At 72.6% G+C, this 17,423-nt stretch carries 15 protein-coding genes, 1 tRNA gene and 2 pseudogenes; 7 read left to right on the top strand and 11 right to left on the bottom strand.

What is annotated here, in order from left to right:
* Positions 1-16: 16 nt before the first annotated feature.
* The 5 genes and pseudogenes from MW084_RS13835 to MW084_RS13815 form a co-directional block, all read right to left on the bottom strand.
* The coding region (locus tag MW084_RS13835; RefSeq protein WP_275563613.1) for an FtsW/RodA/SpoVE family cell cycle protein at positions 17-1,391 on the bottom strand (1,375 nt) is incomplete at its 3' end.
* Positions 1,392-1,419: 28 nt separating this feature from the next.
* The gene (locus tag MW084_RS13830) at positions 1,420-2,898 is read right to left on the bottom strand and encodes a Stp1/IreP family PP2C-type Ser/Thr phosphatase (RefSeq protein ID WP_039829608.1); all 1,479 of its coding nucleotides are present in this window, start codon (positions 2,896-2,898) and stop codon (positions 1,420-1,422) included.
* 126 nt (positions 2,899-3,024) lie between these two features.
* A complete protein-coding gene (locus MW084_RS13825) occupies positions 3,025-3,519 on the bottom strand; it encodes an FHA domain-containing protein FhaB/FipA (RefSeq protein WP_010472885.1) in 495 nt (164 codons plus the stop codon).
* 10 nt (positions 3,520-3,529) lie between these two features.
* Positions 3,530-3,876, bottom strand: a pseudogene (locus MW084_RS13820) (FHA domain-containing protein); the annotation flags it as partial.
* Position 3,877: 1 nt separating this feature from the next.
* A pseudogene (locus tag MW084_RS13815) lies at positions 3,878-4,370 on the bottom strand (DUF3662 domain-containing protein); the annotation flags it as partial.
* A 439-nt stretch (positions 4,371-4,809) separates the two neighbouring features.
* Here MW084_RS13815 and MW084_RS13810 point away from each other — a divergent pair.
* From MW084_RS13810 to MW084_RS13795, 4 genes are all read left to right on the top strand, one after another.
* Positions 4,810-4,896, top strand: a tRNA-Leu gene (locus MW084_RS13810).
* A gap of 985 nt (positions 4,897-5,881) precedes the next feature.
* On the top strand, positions 5,882-7,378 hold the full coding sequence (locus MW084_RS13805; protein ID WP_010472889.1) for a DUF2252 domain-containing protein: 1,497 nt from the start codon (positions 5,882-5,884) through the stop codon (positions 7,376-7,378).
* Between the two features lie 145 nt (positions 7,379-7,523).
* Positions 7,524-8,393: a hypothetical protein gene (locus MW084_RS13800; protein WP_050986814.1), complete on the top strand. Its 870-nt coding sequence runs from the start codon at positions 7,524-7,526 to the stop codon at positions 8,391-8,393.
* Positions 8,394-8,396: 3 nt separating this feature from the next.
* Positions 8,397-8,741, top strand: a complete 345-nt coding sequence (locus MW084_RS13795) for a rhodanese-like domain-containing protein (protein ID WP_010472893.1) — start codon at positions 8,397-8,399, stop codon at positions 8,739-8,741.
* Positions 8,742-9,282: 541 nt separating this feature from the next.
* Here the strand turns inward: MW084_RS13795 and MW084_RS13790 are convergent.
* Genes MW084_RS13790 through paaA form a run of 5 tightly spaced genes read right to left on the bottom strand, consistent with a single transcriptional unit; the run spans position 9,283 to position 12,843 of the window.
* Positions 9,283-10,344: a 2Fe-2S iron-sulfur cluster-binding protein gene (locus MW084_RS13790; RefSeq protein WP_010472894.1), complete on the bottom strand. Its 1,062-nt coding sequence runs from the start codon at positions 10,342-10,344 to the stop codon at positions 9,283-9,285.
* Entirely contained in the window at positions 10,345-10,839 is a 495-nt protein-coding gene (paaD, locus tag MW084_RS13785) for a 1,2-phenylacetyl-CoA epoxidase subunit PaaD (RefSeq protein ID WP_029553663.1), read from the bottom strand.
* Positions 10,833-11,573: a 1,2-phenylacetyl-CoA epoxidase subunit PaaC gene (gene paaC / locus MW084_RS13780; RefSeq protein ID WP_010472898.1), complete on the bottom strand. Its 741-nt coding sequence runs from the start codon at positions 11,571-11,573 to the stop codon at positions 10,833-10,835. Before paaC ends, paaD begins: the two co-directional genes overlap by 7 nt.
* A complete protein-coding gene (gene paaB / locus MW084_RS13775) occupies positions 11,570-11,857 on the bottom strand; it encodes a 1,2-phenylacetyl-CoA epoxidase subunit PaaB (protein ID WP_010472899.1) in 288 nt (95 codons plus the stop codon). The genes paaC and paaB overlap by 4 nt, the downstream gene beginning before the upstream one ends.
* Complete coding sequence (gene paaA, locus MW084_RS13770) at positions 11,854-12,843, bottom strand: 1,2-phenylacetyl-CoA epoxidase subunit PaaA (protein ID WP_050986813.1); 990 nt, start codon at positions 12,841-12,843, stop codon at positions 11,854-11,856. The genes paaB and paaA overlap by 4 nt, the downstream gene beginning before the upstream one ends.
* A gap of 112 nt (positions 12,844-12,955) precedes the next feature.
* On the opposite strand from paaA, the gene MW084_RS13765 reads away from it, so the two are divergent.
* The 3 genes from MW084_RS13765 to MW084_RS13755 are packed head-to-tail and all read left to right on the top strand — an operon-like array spanning position 12,956 to position 15,563.
* Positions 12,956-13,678: a DUF5819 family protein gene (locus MW084_RS13765; protein ID WP_010472902.1), complete on the top strand. Its 723-nt coding sequence runs from the start codon at positions 12,956-12,958 to the stop codon at positions 13,676-13,678.
* Positions 13,675-14,898: an HTTM domain-containing protein gene (locus tag MW084_RS13760; protein WP_010472905.1), complete on the top strand. Its 1,224-nt coding sequence runs from the start codon at positions 13,675-13,677 to the stop codon at positions 14,896-14,898. The genes MW084_RS13765 and MW084_RS13760 overlap by 4 nt, the downstream gene beginning before the upstream one ends.
* Positions 14,895-15,563, top strand: coding sequence for a TrmH family RNA methyltransferase (locus MW084_RS13755; protein ID WP_010472907.1), 669 nt, complete (start codon positions 14,895-14,897; stop codon positions 15,561-15,563). The genes MW084_RS13760 and MW084_RS13755 overlap by 4 nt, the downstream gene beginning before the upstream one ends.
* Positions 15,564-15,635: 72 nt before the next feature.
* Here the strand turns inward: MW084_RS13755 and paaN are convergent, their stop codons facing one another.
* Positions 15,636-17,330, bottom strand: a complete 1,695-nt coding sequence (gene paaN / locus MW084_RS13750) for a phenylacetic acid degradation protein PaaN (RefSeq protein WP_010472908.1) — start codon at positions 17,328-17,330, stop codon at positions 15,636-15,638.
* Between the last annotated feature and the right edge of the window lie 93 nt (positions 17,331-17,423).

Raw genomic sequence — 17,423 nt, 5'->3', positions numbered from 1 at the left:
GGGGCGGGGCGGCGNNCGGTGTCGCTGATGCGGAGCAGGATCGCGATCAGCGCCCAGTTGGCGATGACCGACGAACCACCGTACGCGAGGAACGGCATCGTCATGCCGGTCAGCGGGATGAGGCCCATCACACCGCCGGCCACGACGAAGACCTGGAGGGCGAAGGCGCCGGAGAGGCCGCACGCGAGCAGCTTGCCGAAGGGGTCCCGGGCGGCGAGGGCGGTGCGCAGGCCGCGCTCCACGATCAGGCCGTACAGGAGGATGAAGGCCATCGCGCCGGCCAGCCCCAGTTCCTCGCCGACGGTGGCGAAGATGAAGTCGGAGTTGACGGCGAACTGGATCAGGTCGGAGTTGCCCTGGCCGAGCCCGGTGCCGATGGTGCCGCCGGAACCGAACGACATGAGGACCTGGGTCATCTGGTCGCAGGCCCACGCCATGTTGGTGTCCGGGGGGGCCGTCTTCAGGCACTCGAACGGGTCGAGCCAGGCGGCCACGCGGGACTGCACGTGGGTGGCGAACGAGCCGACCACCACCGCGCCGCCCACGGCCATCAGCAGGCCCATGACGATCCAGCTGGTCCGCTCGGTCGCCACGTACAGCAGGACGACGAACATGCCGAAGAACAGCAGCGACGTGCCGAGGTCGTTCTCGAAGACCAGGATGGCCAGGCTCAGCGCCCAGATGGTGAGGATCGGGCCGAGGTCGCGGCCCCGGGGCAGGTACAGGCCCATGAAGCGGCGGCTGGCCAGCGCGAGCGCGTCGCGCTTCACCATCAGGTACCCGGCGAAGAAGACCGCCAGGACGATCTTGGCGAACTCGCCGGGCTGGATGGAGAACGGGCCGACCCTGATCCAGATCTTGGCGCCGAAGCTGTCCGTCCCCAGGCCGGGCACGAGGGGCAGCAGCAGCAGCACGATCGCCACGACCATGGAGATGTACGTGTAGCGCTGGAGCACCCGGTGGTCCTTGAGGAAGACCAGCACCAGCAGGAACAGGGCGACGCCGATCGCCGAGTACATCAGCTGCTGCGGTGCGTCCCCGCTGTGGGAGCCGTACTTCCGGATCGAGTCGGCGATCAGCCGCGGCGACTGGTCGAGGCGCCAGATCAGCACCAGGCCCAGGCCGTTCAGCAGGGTCGCCAGCGGCAGGAGCAGCGGGTCGGCGTACTTGGCGAAGCGGCGCACCAGCAGGTGCGCGATGCCCGCGAGGAGGCCCAGGCCCAGACCGTAACCGAGCATGCCGGCGGGGATCTCGCCGTCGAGGGCCAGACCCACGTTCAGGTACGCGAACACCGGGATGGCGGTGGCGAAGCCGAGTAGCGCCAGCTCGGTGTTGCGGCGGCTCGGCGCGTCGATCGCGCCGATGGTGGTCGTGTTGGTGACAGCGCTCATGATGGTGGAAAGGCCCCCCTACGGGTGCTTACTGCTTGCCGCAGTTCGAGGCCAGCCTCTTCTCGTCCTCCGTGAGGGTGGGGCCCGGGGAGGGGACGGCTGTGGTGGGCGTGGGCTTGGGCTTGCTGGTGCCGGCGGAACCCGTGGTGCCGCCGGCCTGCTCCTCGCTGGGGGGCGCGGCCGCGCGGGCCTGCTCCTGCTTCCTGCAGGCGGTCGCCTGGGCCCCCAGCTCCTTGATCTTGGCCTCGGCCTTCGCCAGACTGCTGCCGGCGATCGTCTCCTCGACCTGCTTCTGCTGGTAGGCGGGGAGGTACTTGAGTTCGATGTCGGGGTGGTCCTTCTCGACCTTCGACAGCGAGACCCACGCCAGGTCCTGGCTGATGCCGCGGTACAGCGCGACGTGGCCGTCGTTCGCACCGACGTAGTACTGGGTCTGCGTCCAGCGGTAGCCGCCGTAGGCGCCGCCGCCGACGAGCGCCACCACCAGCACCGTGAAGAAGATCCGCTTGAACCACCTGCGGCCCTTGCCCGGCTTGGTGAGGTCGGCCTCGCCGTAGGTGCCGTAGCCGCCGCCCTCGGGCGGCATGCCGCCGTAGCCGATGTCGTCGCCGCTGCCGGGCGGGCCGAAACCGCCCGCCGGCGGCTGCTCGGACCGGCCCAGGCCGGACGCGCGGCCCGCCGGGGTCTGCATGGCGCCGCCGTCGTTGAGCTGCGGCTGGTTCTCGGCGACCGCGCCGACGACCACCGGGCTGTCGCTGGGCCGGCCGGCGGGGGCCTCGCCGCCGTCCACGTCGAGGACGTCCGCGACGATCACGGTGATGTTGTCGGGGCCGCCACCGCGCAGGGCGAGCTGGATGAGCTCCTGGACGGTCTCCTGCGGACCCTGGTAGCCGGCGAGCGTCTCCTCCATCGTCTGGTGGGAGACGACGCCCGACAGGCCGTCGGAGCAGATCAGGTACCGGTCGCCGGCGCGGACCTCGCGGATGGAGAGGTCCGGCTCGACGTGGTCGCCACTGCCCAGAGCGCGCATCAGGAGGGAGCGCTGCGGATGGGTGGTGGCCTCCTCCTCCGTGATCCGGCCCTCGTCGACCAGGCGCTGGACCCAGGTGTGGTCCTGGGTGATCTGGGTGAGGACGCCGTCGCGGAGGAGGTACGCGCGCGAGTCGCCGACGTGGACGAGACCGAGCCGCTGACCGGTCCACAGCAGGGCGGTCAGGGTGGTCCCCATGCCTTCGAGCTGGGGGTCCTCCTCGACCATCACACGGAGCTGGTCGTTGGCGCGCTGCACCGCGGTGCCGAGGGAGGTGAGGAGGTCCGAACCGGGGACATCGTCGTCGAGCGTGACGAGGGTGGAGATCACCTCGGAGGAGGCGACCTCGCCCGCGGCCTGGCCGCCCATGCCGTCGGCGATGGCGAGCAGGCGGGGGCCGGCGTATCCCGAGTCCTCGTTCCCCTCGCGGATCATGCCCTTGTGCGACCCGGCGGCGAAGCGCAGTGACAGACTCATGCGCACCTCGCCCGTCGGCTCGGAGTACAGCCGGTCTCGAGCCACACTGCCCACCCTCCGGTCGGGAGCCCCTCGCGGTCCCCTGGGACCGATGCGGCTCGCTCGCTCCGCTCGCTCATTGTCGTACTACTTCCGCAGCTCGATGACGGTCTTGCCGATGCGGATCGGCGCGCCCAGCGGAATCGGGGTCGGTGCGGTGAGTCGGGTCCGGTCGAGATAGGTGCCGTTGGTGGACCCGAGATCCTCGACGATCCACTGGCCGTCACGGTCCGGGTAGATCCTGGCATGCCGGCTGGAGGCGTAGTCGTCGTCCAGGACGATCGTGGAGTCGTGGGCCCGGCCCAGCGTGATGGTCTGGCCCTGGAGCGCGACCGTCGTGCCGGTCAGCGTGCCCTCGGACACGACCAGCTTGGTCGGGGCGCCGCGGCGCTGCCGCTGCTGCGGCGGCGCGGCCCCCTGACGGCCGCCCTGCTGCGGACGTGAGCCCTCGCGGCGCGAACCGCGCTGCGTGACCCGCGTGCCGAACAGGTCGCTGCGGATGACCTGGACGGCCACGATGACGAACAGCCACAGTACGGCGAGGAAACCCAACCGCATGACCGTGAGGGTCAGCTCTGACATTGCCCCCGCTTCACCCTTCGGCTTGCCGGTAAACGATGGTGGTACTGCCCACGACGATTCGCGAGCCGTCGCGGAGCGTAGCGCGGGTGGTGTGCTGTCCGTCCACCACGATGCCGTTGGTGGACCCGAGATCCTGGATCGTCGAGGGCGTTCCGGTCCGGATCTCGCAGTGGCGGCGGGACACGCCGGGGTCGTCGATCCGCACGTCGGCGTCGGTGCTGCGGCCCAGCACGAGGGTGGGGCGGGAGATCTGGTGGCGCGTGCCGTTGATCTCGATCCAGCGGCGCACCTGGCCGGCGCCCGGCAGGTGGCCGGAGCCGCCGTGCGGGCGGTGCGCGGCGCCGGCGCCCGGCGGCGNGGTCGTCGGCATCGGGGGCGCCGGCGGGCGGGTATCCGTAACCGCCGGGACGGCCGCCCGGCCCCTGCGGCGGACCCGCCGGGTGCGCGCCGTCGGCGGGCTGCGCCGACTGCGAGGAACTGGCGGCCAGCGTGCGGCTGCGGATCCGGTAGAGGCCGGTGTCGAGGTCGTCGGCCTTCTCCAGGTGGACCTTGATGGGGCCCATGAACGTGTACCGCTGCTGCTTGGCGTAGTCCCTGACCAGGCCGGCGAGCTCGTCGCCGAGCTGCCCTGAGTACGGGCTGAGGCGCTCGTAGTCGGGCGCGCTCAGCTCGACGATGAAGTCGTTGGGGACGACCGTCCGCTCGCGGTTCCAGATCGTCGCGTTGTTGTCGCACTCGCGCTGGAGGGCCCCGGCGATCTCGACGGGCTGGACCTCGGACTTGAAGACCTTGGCGAAGGTGCCGTTGACCAGGCCTTCGAGTCGCTGCTCGAACCGCTTCAGGACTCCCATGGGGCACCTCCTCCGTCGTTGCCGTCCTGGTACTGCTTACCGATCGTATCCACGCGTCGGGAAATCGGCTGGTTCCCCTTCCCTGTCCTGTGGACGAGTGTCACCTCTCACATCTCCCGTACGGATCGTAGAGGTGGCCTGTGGACAGTGTCCCGCACCCGGGGGCCGCCCGGGACGGTCGGGGGCGGGGCGTGCCGGTCCGTGCCGGTCCCTGTCCCTCGTCCCCTGGCGGGGTGTCCATGTGCGCGTCTCCGTCGCGTGTGTCGTGCGGGGCTGGAGCGGCGCGCGGGTGCTCCGGCGCACGCCCCTCCCTGTCCTTGTTCGCCCGCCGACCGCCCGAAACAACGGATGTGAATCCACCCCGTACGACGTGCTAATCTTCAGATGTCGCCAAGCGGTCGCGCCGAAAAGGTGGGGCCCGAGGAGACGACACCCAAATGCGCGGGTGGCGGAATAGGCAGACGCGCTGGATTCAGGTTCCAGTGCCCGCAAGGGCGTGGGGGTTCAACTCCCCCCTCGCGCACCACAGGAGACAGGGTCTCCACCAGGACGAGAGTCCGGGTGGGGGCCCTTTCTCGTGGGCCCGCGGGGCCTCACGGGTCTGCGGGGTGGTCTTCAGGACCGGGTGAGGACTGGGGCCGGGGCCGGGTGGCGCGGTGAGCCGGCCTCGTGCGCGGGCGGGGACCGGAAGCACCCCGTGGCGCCGTGGTGGACCTCTTCGGCCAGGGCGGCCGGGTCCGGCCGGGACCTCGCCGACGTGCTCGTCGACCGGGGTCCCGGGAACCACCGGTGCACGCGACCGCGTCGCCGGAGCGCTCCGGACCACGGATGAGCGCCCTTCCGTCCGCGCGGAGCGGGGCGTTCCGGCGGGCCCGGCGCCCTCGTGGCGGCTGCCGCACGACCTCCGGGTCGACGGCGGTGCCGCCGCGCTCCGCTTCGCGGAGGGCTTTGACGGCTCCCCGGCTCGTTCGGCGCGGCCCTCGAAAAGGGCGCCCGGTACCGCGGCCGCCACCCGGGCCCGGCGGCTCCCCGGCGTGCGCCTGCCGGACGTGCCGGTTGAGGGCCGGCACCGGCGGGTCCTGACGCGGCGCGGCAGGGGCCCGCGGCGGACGGGAGGGGTGCGGATCGCGGCCGGAGGAGGGGACGGCCCCGGTGACAGGGATGTCAGGAGGGGAACCGGGGCGGATCGGTGGCGGAGGCGGGTGATGGGACGGATGCGGCGGTGGGGTTCTCGTTCCCGGTCGACGCGGGCGGAGACGGCGTCCGGAGTACCCGGGCGTGGTCGCCACTGGTGTCCGGTGGGGCGCTCGGTGCGGCGGGGCGTGCGCGGTGGCCGACGGCGGCTCGTACGGTGGCCGGCTCGTACGCCGGCGTCCGGGATGCCGTGGAAGCGGTCGGCGGCGGAGACGGCGGGAACGTGTGAGTGAGGGTTGTCCACAGGGGGAGACGGGTGGGTGGCGGAAGGGTACGGTCGTCGCACGTCCGGTCGAGATCACGTGATGGGGGGATGTATGGACGAGATCCGGGCCACGGTGCCCGCGCAGCGCACGGGCGGCGGTGTCGCGGGTGCCCGGTCGGCCGGTGCGGACGCGCACGGGGGCGCGGGGCGGATCCCGGTCGTACCGGGATTCGCACGGCACCACACCGGGGGGTACGGGCCGGGCGGGGCCGGAGGGCCGAAGGAATACGGCAAGGCCCTGCGGGAGCGGGTGCCGCGCGCCGCGCACGACGCGCTGGCGTTGCGTGCCGGGCGGCCCGACGCGGTGCGCGCGGTCGAGGAGTCGAGCCGCGGCAGGGTGCCCGCGCTGGCACCGATACGGGTCGGGCGCATGGCGGCGACGCCGTTCGCCTTCCTGCGCGGTGCCGCCGGGCTGATGGCGCACGATCTGGCGGGTACGCCGGTCACGGGCGTGGGCGCGCAGATATGCGGGGACGCCCACGCGGCCAACTTCGGCCTGTACGGCGACGCGAGCGGCCGGCTGGTCATCGACCTGAACGACTTCGACGAGACCGTGGTCGGCCCGTGGGAGTGGGACGTCAAGCGCCTCGCCACCTCCCTGGTGCTGGCCGGGCGGGAGACCGGGGCCGACGAGGACGTGTGCCGGGCGGCCGCGCACGACGCGGTGGGCGCCTACCGGCGGACCATGCGGCTGCTGGCGCGGATGCCGGTGCTGGACGCCTGGAACGCCATCGCCGACGAGGAACTCGTCTCGCACACGGACGCGCGGGACCTGCTCGGCACGCTGGAGCGGGTCTCGGAGAAGGCCCGCCGCAACACGAGTGCCCGGTTCGCCGCGAAGGCGACGGAGACCTGTGAGGACGGCTCGCGCCGGTTCGTGGACGCCCCGCCGGTGCTGTCGCGCGTGCCGGACGCGGAGGCCGCGCTCGTCGCCTCCGCGCTGGGCCCGTACCTGGGGACGCTGCCGCCGGACCGGCTGCCGCTGCTCGCCCGGTACACGATCCAGGACGTGGCGTTCCGCGTCGTCGGCACGGGCAGCGTGGGCACCCGGTCGTACGTGGTGCTGCTCCTGGACCACCGGGGGGAGGCGCTGGTGCTGCAGGTGAAGGAGGCCAGGCCCTCGGCGCTGGTGCCGTACCTGCCCGAAGCCGGGTTCAAGGTCGAGGACGCCGGGCACGAGGGGCGCCGGGTCGTGCTGGGCCAGAAGCGGATGCAGGTGGTCAGCGACAGCCTGCTCGGGTGGACGACCGTGGAGGAGCGGCCCTACCAGGTGCGGCAGTTCCGCAACCGGAAGGGCAGCGTCGACCCGGGGGCACTGGCGGCCGACCAGGTCGACGACTACGGACGGATGACCGGTGCTCTGCTGGCGCGGGCGCACGCGCACAGCGCGGACCCGAGGCTCATAGCGGCGTACTGCGGCAAGAACGACGAGTTCGACGCCGCCGTCGCCTCCTTCGCCGTGGCGTACGCGGACCGCACCGAGGCCGATCACGCCGATCTGGTCGCGGCCGTGCGGGCCGGACGTGTCGCCGCCGAACTGGGCGTGTGACGGACGGGGTGCCGGTCGCCCGTAGTCTGGTCGGGTGACGACCCCGAGCGACGACCCGACCGGCGCCCCCGTGGACGAGGCCGCTGCCGCCGAGCGGCCTCCGCAGCCCGAGTGGCCTCCGCCCGGCGGGCCCGGCGCCTCCGGTGTGCCCGGCGGGCCCGACGCCCCCGGTGCCGGGGAGACGCCCGGCCCCGCCGGGGCGAGCGGGCCGCAGGAGGCCCCGGAGGCGCGGCTCGCCCGTGCCGTACGGGCGGCGGAGCAGGCGTTGATCGAGTTCGAGATCGCGGTGGAGACCTTCCGGGTCGAGGTGGAGAACTTCTCCCGGCTGCACCACCAGAGGCTCGGCCCGATGTACGCGCGACTCGACGAGCTGGACGCGCTGATCGCGGAGGCGCGGGCGGCGCACACCGGCGACCCGGAGGACCTGCGCAGGGCGCAGGAGGCCAGGGCCCTGGTGCTGCCGATGCCGGGGGTCGACGAACTCTTCCACAGCTGGATCGACTCCGAGGGGCTGTCCCCGGAGGCCGCCGCCATGCTGAACGAGCAGCCCGTGCAGACGCCCCGCCGGGTTCGGCCCGGGGACGAGGCGCGCAGGCTCTACCGCGACCTCGTCCGCAAGGCCCACCCGGACCTGGCGGCCGAGGAGGCGGAGCGCACTCGGCGGGACGAGTTCATCACGCGGGTCAATGCCGCGTACGCCCGCGGGGACGAGGCGCAGCTGCGGCGGCTCGCCGACGAGTGGGAGGCGGGCCCCGCGCCCGCCGTGCCCCTGCTGAGCCGGAGCGAGGAGCTGTACGCCCGCCTGGAGTGGCTGGCACAGCGCAAGGAGATGCTGACGGCCGTCGCGCGGGAGCTGGAGGAGAGCGCGATCGGTGCGATGCTGCGGATGGCGCCGGACGACCCGGACCGGCTCCTCGACGAGGTGGCCGAACAACTGCTCGCCCAGGTGTCCGAGCGTGAGGCGGAGCTCGCGACGCTGACGACTTCTGCGTATCCGCCCCGGGAAGAGGAATGACCCATGAACTTCGCACCGCTGCCCGCCGTGGACGCCGCGTCCGTACCGGCTGACGCCCTGGTCCTGGACGTGCGCGAGGACGACGAATGGGCAGCCGGACATGTCGAGGGCGCTCTGCACGTGCCGATGAGCGACTTCGTCGCCCGCTTCGGAGAGGTGACGGAGGCGGTGGCCGACGGGCGGCGCGCCCATGTGGTGTGCCGGGTCGGTGGTCGCTCCGCGCAGGTCACGCAGTACCTGGTGCAACAGGGCATCGACGCGGTGAACGTCGACGGCGGGATGCTCGCCTGGGAAAGGGCCGGCCGGCCCATGGTGAGCGAGCACGGCGGTCCCGCGGTCGTCGTGTGACCGACGTCCGGGCGGCGCCCCGGACACGGCGGGCTCACCCGGTCGCAAAGGCCGGGAGGGCCGTCGGCCAAGTGGTACCGGAAACCGCGTGGCGAGAAGCGGCCTCCCGGGCGCCGGGTGTCGGGCGTCGGGCGCCGCGAAGGACCCGGACGGCCCCAGGCGACGGCCCCGGCGGTGGGCTCCCGGCGGGCCACGAGTGGAGTCCGGTGCCCCGGGGCGGCCGGGAGCGGGGCGGCCGGGCCCGGAGGGCGCTTGACGATCCGGGGCGGCTGGGTGGGCACGGGGACGGCGGGCACGGGGACACGCCAGTGGCCCGGAGCGATCCGGCGGGACGGTGCGACGGGGCGGTGAGGTCCAGAGCGGTCCGATGGTCCGACGCGGCCGGGCGGGCGGTGCGATTCGTGCTCCGGCGCCGCCCGGTGGCCCGGAGCGATCCGGCGGGACGGCGAGGCCCGGCGGGACGGCGAGGCCCGGCGGGACGGCGAGGCCCGGCGGGACGGTGTGCGACCCGTGTCGCGGACACCGTCACCGCCGTCGTGCATCACCGGTCGAAGTCGAGCTCGACCTCCGGCGTCATCGCATGCGACTGGCACGCCAGCACATAGCCGGCGTCCGTCTCCTCGGCCTCCAGCGCGTAGTTGCGGTCCATCCGGACCTCACCCGAGACCAGGAACGCCCGGCACGTACCGCATACGCCGCCCTTGCAGGCGTACGGCGCATCCGACCGGCTGCGCAGCACGGTCTCCAGCAGGGACTCGCCCTCCTGGACCGGCCATGTCCCGGACCGGCCGTCCAGAGTGGCGGTCAGCGTGGCGGCGGGCACCTCGCCCGGCGTGGGGCGACGGGTCGCCGACGAGCCGTCTTCCACGTGGAAGATCTCCTGGTGGACCCGGTTCTTCGGCACGCCCAGGCCCAGCAGTGCCCGCTCGGCGCCCTTGACCAGCCCGAACGGGCCGCACAGGAACCAGCCTCCCACCTCGTCCACCGTCAGCAGCGCCGGCAGGAGGCGGGACAGCCGCTCCTCGTCGAGCCGACCGGACGGCAGCCCGGCCTGCTGCTCCTCCCGGGACAGCACCGTGACCAGCTGGAAGCGGTCGGGGTAGCGGTCCTTGAGGTCGGCGACCTCGTCGAGGAACATCGTCGACGCGGCCGTGCGGTCGCTGCGCACGAGGCAGAAGCGGGCCTGCGGCTCCCGCGCCAGCAGTGTCGCCGCCATCGACAGCACGGGGGTGATGCCGCTGCCGCCGACGATCGCCGCGAAGTGCCCGGGCCGCGGCGGCAGGACGAACCTGCCCATCGGCTCCATGACCTCCACCGTGTCGCCGACGGCGAGTTCCTTCAGCGCGTAGGTGGAGAACTCGCCGCCCTCGACGTGCCGGATGCCGACGCGCAGTACCGGGTCCTCACCGGGGGCGGCGGCGGGCGAGCAGATCGAGTACGTGCGCCGGATCTCCTCGCCTTCGGCGGTGGTCCGGCGCATCGTCAGGTGCTGGCCGGGGGTGTGGCGGAACGCCTCCCGCAGCTCTGGCGGGACGGCGAAGGTGACGGCCACCGAGTCGTCCGTGAGCCGCTCGACCTCGCTCACCCGGAGCGGATGGAACATCTACAACTCCTTGAAGTGGTCGAAGGGTTCGCGGCAGGAGGCGCAACGGCGCAGCGACTTGCACGCGGTCGAGGAGAACCTGCTCAGCAGCTCGGTGTCGGTCGAGCCGCAGTGCGGGCAGCGGATGGCGAGGGTGAGCGGCACGGGTCCGTCGGACTGCTGCCGACGGGGCGGTGCTATGCCGAACTCGGCGAGTTTCCTCCGGCCCTCGTCGCTGATGTCGTCCGTGGACCAGGCGGGGGAGAGGACCGTGACGACCGAGACCTCCTCGACGCCCCGGTCGTGGAGGACCCGCTCGATGTCCGAGGACATGGCCTCGATCGCCGGGCAGCCCGTGTACGTCGGAGTCAGCTCGACCTTCACCTTGCCGGGACCGAGGACCCGTACGCCCCTCACCACACCCAGGTCCTCCAGGGTGAGCACGGGCATCTCGGGGTCGGGCACCGAACCGGCCAGCCGGCTCAGCTCCTCTTCGAGCGGAGTCATGGTCACCATGACGCTCCCGGGTGGCTGCGGTGCAGGTGCTGCATCTCGGCGAGCATCCGCCCGAACGACTCGGTGTGGACGCCCTGCCGGCCCGCGCCCGCGCTCCACGCGGTCGTCCGGGCTCCCTCGGGAAGGGGGAGGGTCGCCCGGGTCAGCACGGCGGACACCGAGGTCAGCCAGTCGGCCTCCAGCTCCCGCCAGTCGACGTCGAGGCCTTCGACGGGCTGGAACAGCTCACCGGTGAAGCGCCACAGCGCGTCGCAGGCGGTCCGCATCCGGTCATGGCTCTCGGGCGTGCCGTCGCCAAGGCGGAGCGTCCACTGCTCGGCGTGGTCCTGGTGGTAGGCGACCTCCTTGACCGCCTTCGCGGCCAGGCCGCGCAGAGCCTCGTGGGCCTCGTCGTCCGGGCGCACGTCGGCGGCGGCGAGACGCCCGTACAGCAGGCGCTGGTAGGTGGAGAAGTACAGCTGGCGGACGATCGTGTGGGCGAAGTCGCCGTTCGGCTGCTCGACGAGCTGGACGTTGCGGAACGCACGCTCCTCGCGGAGGAACGCCAGCTCGTCCTCGTCGCCGACGAGGGAGAGCAGGACGCGGGCCTGTCCGAGCAGGTCCAGCGCGATGTTGGCGAGGGCGACCTCCTCCTCCAGCACGGGCGCGTGGCCCGCCCACTCGCCCAGTCGGTGGGACAGCACCAGCGCGTCGTCGCCGAGCGCGAGGGCGGCGGTGTTCAGGGAGGCCGTCACAGGTGCTGCACCCCCTCGGGGATCTCGTAGAAGGTCGGGTGCCGGTAGGGCTTGTCGGCGGACGGCTCGAAGAACGGGTCCTTCTCGTCCGGTGACGACGCGGTGATCGCGGCGGCGGGGACGACCCAGATGGACACGCCCTCGTTGCGCCGGGTGTAGAGGTCGCGGGCGTTGCGCAGGGCCATCTCGGCGTCCGGGGCGTGCAGGCTCCCCGCGTGGGTGTGGGACAGCCCGCGGCGCGAGCGCACGAACACCTCCCACAGCGGCCAGTCGCTGGTCGTCATGCCGTCGCCTCCCCGGTGTCCCCGGACTCGTCGCCCTTGTTCCGATCGCTGTGCTTCGCGGCGTACGCCGCCGCCGCGTCCCTCACCCAGGCGCCCTCTTCGTGAGCACGGCGGCGCTGGGTGATCCGCTGTTCGTTGCAGGGGCCGTTGCCCTTGAGGACCTCGCGGAACTCGGTCCAGTCGATCACGCCGAAGTCGTAGTGGCCCCGCTCCTCGTTCCACCGGAGGTCCGGGTCGGGCAGGGTCAGGCCCAGCGACTCGGCCTGCGGGACGCAGATGTCGACGAAGCGCTGGCGCAGCTCGTCGTTGGAGTGGCGCTTGATCTTCCAGGCCATGGACTGCGCGGAGTGCGCCGACTCGTCGTCGGGCGGACCGAACATCATCAGCGACGGCCACCACCAGCGGTCGACGGCGTCCTGCGCCATCTCGTGCTGGGCCGGCGTGCCCTGCGAGAGGGCGAGGAGCGCCTCGTACCCCTGGCGCTGGTGGAAGGACTCCTCCTTGCACACCCGGACCATCGCGCGGGCGTACGGCCCGTAGGAGCAGCGGCACAGCGGCACCTGGTTGGTGATCGCGGCGCCGTCCACGAGCCAGCCGATCGCGCCGACGTCGGCCCAGGTCAGCGTGGGGTAGTTGAAGATCGACGAGTACTTCTGGCGGCCCGAGTGGAGCTTGTCCAGCAGTTCGTCCCGGCTGACGCCCAGGGTCTCGGCGGCGCTGTACAGGTACAGGCCGTGGCCCGCCTCGTCCTGCACCTTGGCCATGAGGATCGCCTTGCGCCGCAGGGAGGGCGCACGGGTGATCCAGTTCGCCTCGGGCTGCATGCCGATGATCTCGGAGTGGGCGTGCTGGGCGATCTGCCGGATCAACGTGGCGCGGTATGCCTCCGGCATCCAGTCGCGCGGTTCGATGCGCTCGTCGGCGGCGACGGCGGCGTCGAACACCGCCTCGTAAGCCTCCTGCGAGTCCGCAGTCACTGCCGTCATCGGGCCCCCTACCGACCGATCGTTCGGTTGAATGGCTTCAATGGTGAGTCGACGGCCCGTATGGTGTCAACCCTGTGGACAACCGGGGCGGGAAGACGCGGAGCGGGGCGGGATGGAGTCGTACGACGAGCGGCGCGGACGTGCCGGGGACGCTGCCGGCGCGGAAGGCCCCGATCGCACCGGGCTGGCGGCGCTCTCCCTGCCCTACCAGGTGGTGGGAGCCGTCGCCCTGGCGGTGATCGGGCTGGTCGCCTGCTTCCACGTGGGCGTGGTGTTCCTGCACGTCGCACCGTCGAACACGCTGTCCAAGCAGCACGGCGAGACCGTCGACGACTGGGTCATGCCGGAGTTCGAGCAGAACTGGAAGCTCTTCGCGCCCAACCCGCTCCAGCAGAACGTCGCGGTCCAGGTCCGCGCCGAGGTGGTGGACGGCGGCGTCCGCGAGGTCACCCCGTGGATCGACCTGACCGCCGACGACGCCGCGGCGATCCGCGGCAACCCCTTCCCCAGCCACACGCAGCAGAACGAGTTGCGCCGCGCCTGGGACTTCTACGCCAACCAGCACGACGGCGACCCGGCGGACCCCCTGCGCGCCGGCCTCTCCGAGCGCTACGTGCGGCGCATCGCCATGATGCGGCTGGAGGAGCACCGGCTGGGCGGGAGGGTCGAGCGGATACAGATACGTTCGACCACCACGAACGTGGCCGCTCCGCCGTGGAGCCGCGAGCGGACCGACACGCGGCCGTACCACCGGATCCTGCCCTGGTGGACCGTGACCGCCGCCGATCTGCCGGGCGGCGTCACCGGCGGCCGGACGGCGGGGGGAGACCGGTGAACCCGAGCAGCGCACCCCGGCACGCGGACCGCCGGGAGAGCCCCGACCAGCGCCTCGCCAGGGCCGTCCAGCGGCTCACCGGAACCGCCCTGGGCCCCTACCAGAGCGCCGTCGTCCGGATCGGGTTCGCCGCGACCTGGCTGGTCTTCCTCCTGCGCGAGTTCCCCCACCGCCACGAGCTGTACGGGCCCCAGGGCCCGTGGGGCTGGCACATGGCGCGGCAGCTGATCGCGGACAACCACTCCTTCACCGTCCTGGTGTGGACGGACTCCGTCCTGTGGTTCGAGGCCGTCTACGCGGGCGCCGTGCTCTCCAGTGCCCTGCTGATGGTCGGATGGCGCACCCGGGCCACGTCGGCGCTGTTCATGGTGGGGGTCCTCTCGCTGCAGAACCGCTCCGTCTTCATGGGCGACGGCGGTGACAACGTCATCCACCTCATGGCGATCTACCTCGTCCTCACCCGCTGCGGGCGCGTCTGGTCGCTGGACGCGCGCCGCCGGTCCCGCCGCCCCGCGGGCGCCGGGACCGACCCGGCGGGAGTGGTGCTGTGGTCGGTGCTGGGCTTCGGCCTGGTGGCGGTCCTGCTGTTCCACGACAGGAGCGGCGAGCCGTGGATCGTCGCGCTGCTGTGGCTGCTGTGGCTCGCCCAGGGCGCGTGGTGGCTGGTGTGCCGCATCGCCCCCGGCCAGCCGCGCGTCCTGCTCGACGTCCTCGCCAACCTGCTGCACAACGCCACCCTCGCGGTGATCATGGCCGAGGTGTGCCTGATCTACGCGACGGCCGGCTGGTACAAGATCCAGGGTTCGCGGTGGCAGGACGGCACCGCCCTGTACTACCCGCTGAAACTCGACTACTTCAGCCCGTGGCCCGCCCTGTCCGGTCTGCTGGCCGGCGCCAGCCTGGTGGTCATGATCATCACCTACGGCACCGTGATCGTGCAGGTGGCCTTCCCGTTCACCCTGTTCAACCGCAGGGTCAAGAACGTGCTGCTCGCGGTGATGATGATGGAGCACGCGGGGATCGCGGTGCTGCTCGGGCTGCCGGCCTTCTCCCTCGCCATGATCACCGCGGACGCGGTGTTCCTGCCGACGGTCTTCCTGCTGTGGCTGGAGGGCCGGGTCCGCCGCGCCGGGAGGCGGCTGCGGCCCGGCCGCGCGACGGGAAGGGAGGGACGGGACCCCGTCCCGGACGCGCCGGCCCCCCGTACCCTCGTCGGGTGAACAGCGAGACCCGGACGGACGTCCCCCTCCAGTACGACGACGGCTACGGCTCCGAGGTCGGCGTCGGGCCGCACCCCCTGCCCTGGCCGCAGGACGGGCGCTACGACCCCGAGCTGCTCGCCGGGGGCGACCGGCGCAACGTCGTCGACCGCTACCGGTACTGGACGCGCGAGGCGATCGTCGCCGACCTGGACACCCGCCGCCACGACTTCCACGTGGCCGTGGAGAACTGGAGCCACGACTTCAACATCGGATCGGTCGTCCGGACCGCCAACGCCTTCCTGGCGAAGGAGGTGCACATCGTCGGCCGCCGCCGCTGGAACCGGCGCGGCGCGATGGTCACCGACCGGTACCAGCACGTGCGCCACCACCCCGACACCGCGTCGCTGACGGCCTGGGCCGAGGCGGAGGGCCTGCCGATCATCGGCATCGACAACCTGCCGGGCGCGGTGCCGCTGGAACGCACGGAGCTGCCCCGCCGCTGCGTGCTGCTGTTCGGGCAGGAGGGGCCGGGCCTCACCGAGGAGGCCCGTGAGCACGCCCGGACGGTGTGCTCCATCGCCCAGTTCGGCTCGACCCGCTCCATCAACGCCGGGGCCGCCGCCGCGATCGCCATGCACGCCTGGATCCAGCGGTACGCCGAGATCGGGGACTCCCCCGCCTGAGGGGCGGGGGAGCGGGGCGCCTGGAACATGTCCGTACGCGGGATCACGTACCAGGCGCCGCGTGCCGCCGGGTCACGCCGGGCGGCGGACCTCCACCACCCGGAAGCGGTTGGCCACGAAGGCGCTGTCGCACAGGGCGGCGTTCGCGGCCGGATTGCCGCCCGAGCCGTGGAAGTCGGAGAACGCGGCGGTCTGGTTGACGTAGACGCCGCCCGTCAGGTTCAGCGAGAGCTGCGCCGACTCCTCCAGGCAGACCTCCTCGACCGCGCGCTCCACGTCCGGGGACGTCGTGTACGCGCCGACCGTCATCGCGCCCTTCTCGCGGACCGTGCGCCGCAGCAGCTCCAGCGCGTCGGCGGTGGAGTCCACGGCCACGGCGAAGGAGACGGGGCCGAAGCACTCCGACATGTAGGCGGCCTCGGCGTCCGGCTTGGAACCGTCCAGCTTGACCACGAGCGGGGTGCGCACCACGGCGTCCGGGAAGTCCGGGTTGACGACCTCGCGGGACGGCAGGGCGACCTCGCCCAGGTCGGCGGCCGCCTCCAGGCGGGCCTTCACGTCCGGGTTGACCAGCGCGCCCAGCAGGCCGTTCGCCCGCGCGTCGTCGCCCAGCAGGCCGCTCACGGCGGCGGCGAGGTCGGCGACCACCTCGTCGTACGACTTGGGGCCGGCGTCGGTCGTGATGCCGCCGCGCGGGATCAGCAGGTTCTGCGGGGTCGTGCACATCTGGCCGCTGTACAGGGACAGGGAGAAGGCCAGGTTGGCCAGCATGCCCTTGTAGTCGTCGGTGGAGTCGACGACGATCGTGTTGACGCCGGCCTTCTCCGTGTAGACCTGCGCCTGGCGGGCGTTGGCCTCCAGCCAGTCGCCGAACGACGTCGAGCCCGTGTAGTCGATGATCCGGATCTCCGGGCGGACGGCCAGCGCCTTGGCGATGCCCTCGCCGGGGCGCTCGACGGCCAGCGCCACCAGGTTCGGGTCGAAGCCCGCCTCGGCCAGCACGTCGCGTGCGATCCGCACCGTCAGCGCCAGCGGCAGCACGGCGCGCGGGTGCGGCTTGACCAGGACGGCGTTGCCGGTCGCCAGGGAGGCGAACAGGCCCGGGTAGCCGTTCCACGTCGGGAAGGTGTTGCAGCCGATCATCAGGGAGACGCCGCGGCCGACCGGGGTGAAGGTCTTGCGGAGCTCCAGCGGGTCCCGCTTGCCCTGCGGCTTGGACCAGTCGGCCTCCAGGGGCGTCCGCGTCTGCTCCGCGTACGCGTAGGCCACCGCCTCCAGGCCGCGGTCCTGCGCGTGGGGGCCGCCCGCCTGGAACGCCATCATGAACGCCTGCCCGCTGGTGTGCATCACCGCGTGCGCGAACTCGTGCGTGCGGGCGCTGATGCGGGCGAGGATCTCCAGGCAGACCAGGGCGCGCGTGTCCGCGCCGGCGTCCCGCCAGGCGCCCATGCCGGCGCGCATCGCCGGCAGCAGCACGTCCGCGTCCACGTGCGGGTACTCCACGCCGAGCGCCGGGCCGTACGGGGAGACCTCCCCGCCGGTCCAGCCGTCCGTGCCCGGCTGGTCCAGGTCGAAGCGGGAGCCGAGGACCGCCCGGTGGGCGGCGAGGCCCTCCGCGGCGCTCAGCGAGCCGTTCTCCCCGTACGCCTTGGGGTGCTCCGGGTGCGGCGACCAGTAGGCACGCGTACGGATCGCCTCCAGCGCCTGGTCGAGCGTGGGACGGTGCCTCTCGGACAGGTGGGCGGGGGTCAGCTGCTCGGCGGCCATGGCGGACCAACTCCTCGATGAGCTGGGCAGGGACAGGCGGACAGAGCTAGAGTAACCGAACGATCGGTCGGGACAAGGGGGTCTCTCGGACCT

The sequence above is a fragment of the Streptomyces sudanensis genome (genome assembly GCF_023614315.1).
In the GTDB taxonomy this organism is placed as follows: domain Bacteria; phylum Actinomycetota; class Actinomycetes; order Streptomycetales; family Streptomycetaceae; genus Streptomyces; species Streptomyces sudanensis.
Note: the sequence above shows the minus strand (reverse complement) of the source record. Positions and strands in the feature narration are given on the sequence as shown.

Coding starts and splice junctions, on each gene's coding strand:
- paaD (WP_029553663.1), bottom strand. CDS start 10,839: ATGGTGACCATGACTCCGCTCGAAGAGGAGCTGAGCCGGCTGGCCGGT.
- paaB (WP_010472899.1), bottom strand. CDS start 11,857: ATGACGACCAGCGACTGGCCGCTGTGGGAGGTGTTCGTGCGCTCGCGC.
- MW084_RS13805 (WP_010472889.1), top strand. CDS start 5,882: ATGGACGAGATCCGGGCCACGGTGCCCGCGCAGCGCACGGGCGGCGGT.
- MW084_RS13795 (WP_010472893.1), top strand. CDS start 8,397: ATGAACTTCGCACCGCTGCCCGCCGTGGACGCCGCGTCCGTACCGGCT.
- MW084_RS13790 (WP_010472894.1), bottom strand. CDS start 10,344: ATGTTCCATCCGCTCCGGGTGAGCGAGGTCGAGCGGCTCACGGACGAC.
- paaA (WP_050986813.1), bottom strand. CDS start 12,843: ATGACGGCAGTGACTGCGGACTCGCAGGAGGCTTACGAGGCGGTGTTC.
- MW084_RS13825 (WP_010472885.1), bottom strand. CDS start 3,519: ATGTCAGAGCTGACCCTCACGGTCATGCGGTTGGGTTTCCTCGCCGTA.
- MW084_RS13830 (WP_039829608.1), bottom strand. CDS start 2,898: ATGAGTCTGTCACTGCGCTTCGCCGCCGGGTCGCACAAGGGCATGATC.
- MW084_RS13765 (WP_010472902.1), top strand. CDS start 12,956: ATGGAGTCGTACGACGAGCGGCGCGGACGTGCCGGGGACGCTGCCGGC.
- paaN (WP_010472908.1), bottom strand. CDS start 17,330: ATGGCCGCCGAGCAGCTGACCCCCGCCCACCTGTCCGAGAGGCACCGT.